The sequence below is a fragment of the Thalassospira sp. UBA1131 genome, from assembly GCF_002311515.1.
Classification (GTDB): Bacteria; Pseudomonadota; Alphaproteobacteria; order Rhodospirillales; family Thalassospiraceae; genus Thalassospira.
The window spans coordinates 28,835-36,645 of record NZ_DCAO01000050.1 but is presented as its reverse complement, the minus strand read 5'-3'; the positions used below and the strand labels follow the sequence as shown (position 1 = coordinate 36,645).

At 53.4% G+C, this 7,811-nt stretch carries 8 protein-coding genes; 4 read left to right on the top strand and 4 right to left on the bottom strand.

Annotated elements, in window-relative coordinates:
• The 3 genes from B3Z49_RS08100 to B3Z49_RS08090 all read left to right on the top strand — a co-directional run.
• Nucleotides 1–249: aminotransferase class V-fold PLP-dependent enzyme (locus B3Z49_RS08100; protein WP_296989766.1), on the top strand; the 249-nt coding region annotated here is incomplete at its 5' end.
• Nucleotides 250–265: 16 nt separating this feature from the next.
• Nucleotides 266–1,681, top strand: coding sequence for a dihydropyrimidinase (hydA, locus tag B3Z49_RS08095; RefSeq protein WP_296989764.1), 1,416 nt, complete (start codon nt 266–268; stop codon nt 1,679–1,681).
• Between the two features lie 215 nt (nt 1,682–1,896).
• A complete protein-coding gene (locus B3Z49_RS08090) occupies nt 1,897–2,568 on the top strand; it encodes a hypothetical protein (RefSeq protein ID WP_296989763.1) in 672 nt (223 codons plus the stop codon).
• 102 nt (nt 2,569–2,670) lie between these two features.
• Here the strand turns inward: B3Z49_RS08090 and vapC are convergent, their stop codons facing one another.
• Nucleotides 2,671–3,069, bottom strand: coding sequence for a type II toxin-antitoxin system tRNA(fMet)-specific endonuclease VapC (gene vapC, locus B3Z49_RS08085; protein ID WP_296989761.1), 399 nt, complete (start codon nt 3,067–3,069; stop codon nt 2,671–2,673).
• Nucleotides 3,069–3,299 (bottom strand): type II toxin-antitoxin system VapB family antitoxin, encoded by a 231-nt coding sequence (gene vapB, locus B3Z49_RS08080; RefSeq protein WP_033067331.1) that lies wholly within the window; start codon nt 3,297–3,299, stop codon nt 3,069–3,071. The genes vapC and vapB overlap by 1 nt, the downstream gene beginning before the upstream one ends.
• Before the next feature lie 231 nt (nt 3,300–3,530).
• Between vapB and B3Z49_RS08075 the strand changes: the two genes are divergently transcribed.
• Nucleotides 3,531–4,436 (top strand): DMT family transporter, encoded by a 906-nt coding sequence (locus tag B3Z49_RS08075; RefSeq protein WP_296989757.1) that lies wholly within the window; start codon nt 3,531–3,533, stop codon nt 4,434–4,436.
• A 70-nt stretch (nt 4,437–4,506) separates the two neighbouring features.
• Here B3Z49_RS08075 and B3Z49_RS08070 read toward each other — a convergent pair whose 3' ends face one another.
• Both B3Z49_RS08070 and B3Z49_RS08065 read right to left on the bottom strand, forming a co-directional pair.
• Entirely contained in the window at nt 4,507–4,827 is a 321-nt protein-coding gene (locus tag B3Z49_RS08070) for a Dabb family protein (protein ID WP_296989755.1), read from the bottom strand.
• Between the two features lie 827 nt (nt 4,828–5,654).
• On the bottom strand, nt 5,655–7,811 hold a 2,157-nt coding region (locus tag B3Z49_RS08065; protein ID WP_296989753.1), incomplete at its 5' end, for an FAD-binding and (Fe-S)-binding domain-containing protein.

Below are 7,811 nucleotides of genomic sequence, written 5' to 3'. Positions count from 1 at the left end.
GGCACGCGCATCCCGACCATTGCGTTCCGCTTTGATGGCCGCAATGCCGAGGACGTCTGCAAGATCATCGACCGTGAAAAGATCGCCATTCGCTTTGGTGATTTTCATTCCCGCCGTCTGGTCGAATATATGGGCCTGTCTGATAATGCTGGCGTTTTGCGTGTGTCGATGGTGCACTACAACACGATTGAACAGGTGGACCGTCTGACAGCGGCGTTTGACCGCCTGCTTGACGCGACCGATCAATAAGGGGGCAGGCCACATCATGCAGTTTGACCGCATCATCAAAAACGGCACCATCGTTACCGCCAGCGACACCTATGTTGCCGATCTTGGCATCAAGGATGGCAAGATTGCCGCCATCGCTGATGTCCTGAGCGGGGCGGACGACATCATTGATGCAACCGGGCTTTATGTCATGCCCGGCGGCATCGACAGCCACGTGCATATTGATCAGCCCTCCGGCGATGGCATCGTCATGGCCGATGATTTCGAAAGTGGCACGCGTTCGGCCGCGATTGGCGGCAATACCTCGATCCTTGCTTTCTGCATGCAGGAAAAGGGCGACAGCCTGCGTCATTCGCTCGATGTCTATCACGCTAAGGCGGATGGCAATTGCCATATTGATGTGGCCTTCCACCTGATCGTCACCGACCCGACACCGTCGGTACTGGGCCAGGAACTCCCGGCCCTGGTCGAGGACGGCTATACCTCATTCAAGGTTTTCATGACCTATGAAAACCTGCGTCTGCGCGATGATGAAATCCTCGATACCCTTGATGCCGCGCGCAATACCGGCGCGCTGGTGCTGGTCCATTGCGAGAACGAGGACGCCATTCGCTTCCTGATCGGCCAGCACGAGGCCGCCGGTGAATTCTCCGCCAAATCCCACGCCACAACCCGCCCGATTGCCGCAGAACGCGAAGCCACCCATCGTGCGCTGTCACTGGCCGAAATCGTCGATACCCCGATCGTGATTGTCCATGTGTCGAACCAGCAGGCGATGGAAGAAATCGAACGCGCCCGCGTGCGCGGCTCCAAGGTTGTTGGCGAAACCTGCCCGCAATATCTCATGCTGACGGCCGATGATCTTGATCAGGATGAACTCGAAGGCGCAAAATTCGTTTGCTCCCCGCCGCCACGTGACAAGGAAAGCCAGGACGCCTGTTGGGATGGTCTGGAACGCGGTGTGTTTGACCTGTTCTCGTCCGACCATTGCCCGTTCCGGTTCAATGACCCGGAAGGCAAGCTTAATGAAAAGGGCAAGAAAAGCTTCCGCTGGATCCCCAATGGCATCCCGGGCGTCGCAACCCGCCTGCCAATCCTGTTTTCCGAAGGTGTGCAAAAAGGCCGCATCGACCTCAACCGCTTTGTCGCGCTTACGGCCACCAACCACGCCAAGCTCTATGGCATGTACCCGCAAAAGGGCACGATTGCGATTGGCTCGGACGCCGACCTGGCCCTTTGGGACCCCAACAAAAACGTCACCATCACCAACGACATCCTGCAACAGGGCTGCGACTACAGCCCCTATGAAGGCCTCGAAGTCAAAGGCTGGCCCGTCCACACCATCGTGCGCGGCAAAACGGTGGTCAAGGACGGCGAAGTCACCGGTCAAAAAGGTGATGGCAAATACCTGCCACGGCAGAAATCAAACTTGGTGACCTCAACGCCGGTCTGATCAGACCGGCAAAACCCGCCATCACCCCACACCGTCATTCCCGCGCAGGCGGGAATCTCGAGCCATATGCATCAAAACCAAAGGGCAGCGCTGCTCATAGGTGCTACCTTTTCATGAGAATTAAGCAAGTACACAAACAATATTGTTTAGTTGCGCTAATTTTACTTTATCGTCCATGACAACTATTCTTTAAGGTTTCCGGAGGGTATGGAAAAATGTATCACCGTATCGGTGTGGGGGTACCTAACGTGATTTTCAGATTATCTTTTTGGGAAGCACTAACGTTTTCTGTAGCTGGTGTTTTTTTCTGTGCAGGAATTTTTTGGTTCATTATTGACGCGTTTGACGGATATCCTTGGATTGGGTTTTCATTTTTTCTCTCAGGACTCGGTGCTGCAACCTCAATTGTTTTGGTTTACATTCTAGAGGTCGATTTTCGCCGGTCCATTGTTATTTACTTGTTTTCTGTCGTTGTATGTTTCGTCAGTATTATGGCGATTAGCCTTGAGCACCCAGGGTTAAGGGTTTCAGAATTTGAAGGTCGAATAAGAGCTTCAGATGCGATAAATCACATTTCAATAGGGCTATCAATTGGAGGGGAAACACCTAGTCGAGAAGCGCGAACCTACGCTGAGGAAATCTTAGTTCAGTGTGGGACTTCGATCCATCAAGATCTTAGTGATTTAGCCAGTCAATACTTCTCGGCGATTTACTTGGGACCCATGACGACTGTCATTAGTCGAGTATTTTTCGGGTTTTCAATGCCGGAACCGCAATGTCTTAATGCGATCAAAGTGTTGAAGAAGATGCAGCCAGGAATTTTTGAATTGAGTAAGTATGACGGGTCTGCTCTAGGAGGCCTCTACAGCCCACTATTCGAACGATAATCGTAAGGTTTGCAGAAAAGGGGGCTAGCAAAAAAGGGGACAGTCCCCTTTTAATGAAGGTTCAAAAGTCTCGCACGAAGGTGCCCTTTACGAAGACGTGGCCTAAACCCAATTCTCCAAACGCAACCCCTCCACGCGCTCAAACTCGCGCGTGTTGTTGGTGACAAGGATCAGGCCGTGACTGCGTGCGTGCCCCGCAATCATCATGTCATAGGGGCCGATGACGGTGCCTTTGGTTTCAAGATTGCTGCGGATTTCGCCGTAATGGCCTGCCGCATTGGTGTCGAAATCAAGCACAGTCATGCGGGCGGCGAATTCCTCGATTGTGCGCAGATTAATTTCCGGCTTGGCGGATTTCATCGCGCCATAAATCAGTTCGGCCATAGTGACCGATGAAATTGCCAAGGCCCCGCTATGGGTGGTGAATTTCTCCCGGCAGGACGGCGGCCGGTTCTTGATCACATAAATGCAGATATTGGTGTCGAGCATAAAGCGCAGCATTACAGCGCTTCCCGTTCCTGCATGGCCGGTTGATTGCGATCTTCCATGAAGTCATCACTGACTGCATGTCCGTCAAAAAACGTGTCCCACAAGTGATCGCTTGGCACAATCACCCGCGTCACCCCGACCGAAATCACCTCAACCGTTTTCGTGCCTTCGGGAAAGGCAACATCCTTGGGCAGGCGAACGGCCTGCGTCTTGTTGTTCAGAAATACGGATGCCTGAGTCATAAATGCCTCCTTGCACGGAAAAGCTCTCAGACATTGTGCATCTGAGGAATGTATATGTCAAATGTATATACAAACTTGCTGCCGAGTAATTTTCATACTTTTTATTTATTTGTATGAAGATGTGTGGTCGAATTGGTTTTCCCGGGGCGCGGGAAGGCTGCGAAGTCAATCCAACTCCTTCGGTAAGATAGCGCGAAACCCAAATGTTCAGGCTCTTTGAAGGGAACTTTGATGCCGTCAAAAATTGTGCCCATTGTATTGGTCATCATGTCGGCATTCCTGTTTACGGCAATGATCATTATACCGCGATTTGCCCCATCGGGGACGTCTGCATTTGAGGTGTCGTTTATTCGGTTTGTCAGTGCGTCATTGCTGCTGGTGCCGTTTTACCTCATACGGCGCCACAAATTTTCGAAACCGGCGTTGAAGCCATGGGTTTATATCTCGCGTGCCATGCTTGCTGTGACCATGCTCTCGCTCAGTGTCTTTGCGATCAACAACGCTCCTGTGGTTGTCGTTCAGGCAATTCTGATGGGTAATGGGGCTTTTACCGTTGTCCTTGCCAGTTTGCTTGCCAAGGAAAGGCCGGCAAAGTTTGATCTGCTTGCATTGCTCCTGATCATCGGCGGCGGGGTTGTCACGGTTATCAACGAAGATCAAAGTTTGCGGGCTGTAACCATTTCCAGTGATCAGATATTGGGTGTCGGGGCTGCCGTTCTTGCAGCAATTGCATGGGGTGGGGAGGTTTTGATGGTGCGCAGCATTGCCAAAAATGATCACTCCCTGCGGTTGGTGACATATGTGAGTGTCTTGGGAATAGTCGTGACCTTCCCGATTGCAGAGGCTTATGGCGGGCTTGATTTAAGTTGGGAATTGTTCGCGACGTTAAGTCTTATGGGCATATTTGCCGCATTGGGCCAGTTATGCTCGGCAACAGCACTTGCCAGAATTTCTGCGTCCGAAGCAACTCCATACCGCTATTCCAGCGTTCTTTTTGCGGTCGGGCTTGGCTATGTCGTTTTCGGAGAAATGCCCTCAAGGCATGAATGGCTTGGGTCCCTGATTATCATCTCAGGCATCCTGATATCGACATGGGCCCGGTTTTGTCGACCGGTCAAAAACGTCAGCAGCACCTGAACATGTTTTGCTGCTGGCACACGGTCGGCGGCGGTAAAGAAACCACTCTTTCGGGCGCCAAAATGCACGACTAAGCAGGTGCGCCTATGACCAGATCAAACACCACCAACCCGGCGACACCACCCTCAAGCAGCCCAACCAACTGACCACCCAAGGCTTTATGCTCTGGATGTTCCAGATAGGCATCACGGGCCGCCGCATCGTCGAAATCAATTGAAAATCCGTGGCGGAAGCCTTGTTCCAGGCCCTCCGGGCTGACCGAAACGCCGCCATCAAAGCCGCGCATGCCGGGGATCTGGCTTTGAAGGTCTGCCAGCTTGGCAAACAGGCTGTCGATTTCGGGATCGAGGACCTCGGCCTTGAATTTGGTCAGAACGATGTGACGGATCATTGGTTTTCCAAGGTTATTGGGCCTGCTGAGATCACCAGCGCGTCAATATTGGTGTCAAGGGCGCGGGCAGGCTGGCGTCATTCCGGGCAAGCGCAGCGACGACCCGGAATCCATCTTTAGTGATAGCGGTCATAGATCCCCACCTGCGCGGGGATGACGGTTGTTGCTTAAGTCGACCTTAGGACACTAGTTCTACATCTAATGCCGGGACTTCTTACTATGTAGGGCGCTACCTAAAAGCGGCGACAAAAGCGTGTGATCAGCAGTTGTTTAAATAACTTGTTCGGACATGCCCGTTAGGCCAATCAATGTTAGGTGTACTATACTGAAGGAGTTGTTGAATAATGATGTTGTACTTATTCTGCGTTATTACACCGATCTGCATCATCGTTTGTTTGGCCCAGCAGTCAGCCATTCTCTCTGAACCAGGGCCGTATGAGCCGAGCGGGTGTCCCAAAGCATGATGGGCGCACTCATGATAGTAAAAGAACTCTAGGGTCGCTGGATGTAAGCTAGCCGCGATATTTGGGTTCCATATTACCACGGGCGACCCATTCGGCGCAGTTGTCGCCATCGCGATATCGTTAACATTAGGGTTTGGGAAATAGGTAACGGGAATACCCTGTACATTAAAGCAGCTAGGGTATCCCTGAGCGTAAACCGATTCCGATGCGAAAATAGTCGAGACGCACGCAATTACTGTGAAAACAATGCTTTTGACTAGCATGTGAATCTCCACTCATAGTTGATGAGTGTTAATTAATATGCAATTTAATGGTTTCGATCAATGGCAAGGTTTTCAAAAGTGATGTTTGGAGCGGGCGGCTCTAGTGAAGAGACTGTCGGCTTGCTGGGGAACTTTGGCTAATCAGCTTCACCAAATACTCCACCGGATGCTGCGACTTCACACCTTCATAGCGGTCCACCTGACAGCGGCAGGAATAGCCGGTCACCAGCATGTTAGCAGCACCTGTCGCATCGACCTTCTTTTTCCAGCTCAAGTCATACAACGCGCGCGAGGTTTCCTGATGACGGGTTTCATGGCCATAGACACCGGCCATGCCGCAACAGCCGGTTTTTTCCGTGACGAGCGGGAGGCCGAACGCGTCAAAGATTTTCTGCCATTTCACGCCGACATCAGGAAGCGACGTCTTTTCCGTGCAATGGGGGAACAGGCTTGCTGGGGTCTCAGTCGCGCCCATGTTAACGCCGTTATCAATTTTCGGCGGGGTCAGGCGGCCGTGCTCGATCTCGCCCGCCAGCCATTCATGGAACAGATGCACGCGATAATCCGGGCGGTTGCTTAGTCGCTGGGCGTATTCCTGCCGGTACGTCAGGGTCACGCTGGCCTCGATCCCGATCATGGGAATGCCGGATTTGGCGATTTTGCCGAGCACAATGTCATTTTGCGTCGCCTGATAATCAAAGCGTTTGAGGAACCCCTTCACATGCATCGCCTTGCCATTCGGGCGATAGGGCGGCACGAAAACGCGATATCCAAGGCGCTGCAAAAGGTCGACATGCGCCAGCACCACATGGGTGTCGTAATGCGTGGTAAAGCAATCCTGCACGAGGATCACCGACTTGGCCTTTTCATCAGCACTTAGGGCGTCAATCTCCGCCTGCTTGAACTTGCCAATGCCGCGTGCCCGCAGGGCGGATTTCAGGCTCTGGCCGTGCAGTTTCGGCAAATCGGTCAGGCCGATGAAGCGTTTGAAAATCCATGGCATCGGCGGGATGGATTGTAGCGCGTTAAACAGCCCCGGCGCCTTTGCCAGAAGCGGTGCGATGCTCTCAAGCGCGGCAATCACATGGTCCTTGATGGGGCGTTTGTAACGCGTGTGATAGGTCTCAAGGAACCGGGATTTCATTTCCGGGATATCGACCTTGACCGGGCATTGCCCAGCACACGCCTTGCAGGACAGGCAACCGGCCATCGCCTCATAGACGTCATGGGAAAAATCCCGGCCATTGATAACGGCCAGATCCTTGTTCATCGGATCGGTGCCGACAGAAAGCTGGCGGATCCATTCGCGGATCATCCCGGCCCGGCCCTTGGGCGAATGCACACGCGATCGCGTGACCTTATAGGACGGGCACATGGCATCCATCAGATCCCAGTTAAAGCACGCCCCGTTGCCGTTACACCGCGTCGCGTTCAGGTATTCATCGCGCAACGCATCCTCGATCTGGCGGTCAAACTGGCCGCGCATCGGGGCTTCGTCAATCGCCGTGATCGGGGTGTTTTTGCTGTATGGGGATGCGATCTTGCCGGGGTTAAGCTGCCCTTCGGGATCAAAGGCCTCCTTGATGCGGCGAAGCACGTCATAAAGCTCCGGCCCGAAATAGACGGGGGAGTATTCACCCCGGAACCCCTTGCCATGCTCGCCCCAGATCAGGCCGTTATAGCGTTTGGTAAGCTCTGCCACCGCGTCGGAAACGCGCCGGATGCGGGCCTCGTCTTCCTCTTCCATCATGTCAAGCAGCGGGCGGACATGCAGGCAGCCGACATCGACATGGCCAAACATGCCGTAATCAAGCCCCTCGGCATCCAGAAGTGCTCTGAACTCGGCAATGAAATCGGCAAGGTTTTCTGGCGGAACAGCGGTATCTTCAACAAAAGGCGTGGCGCGGCGTTTGCCTTCAAGGTTCCCCAGTAGCCCCACCGATTTGGCACGGATCGACCAGATGGCGGCGATTTGTGTCGGGTCAGTCGCCTGCACAAAGCCGATGGGGGCAAAGTCTTCAGCCGGGTTGGCCTCAAGGTAGGATTTGAGTTCCGCCTGTTTGGCGGCCACCTCGGCCTCGCTCTCGCCAACGAACTCGACGACGTTAAAGCCGCGTGTCGGCGTGTTGCTGTTTTCCGTGCCGAGCAATTTGCCCAGCATGTGCCAGCTTTCATCCTGCTCGGCCAGTTTCATGACCTTGTCATCGATGCTTTCAATCGCCACCGGGTCAAACTGCACCAGCGTTTTGACGTGACG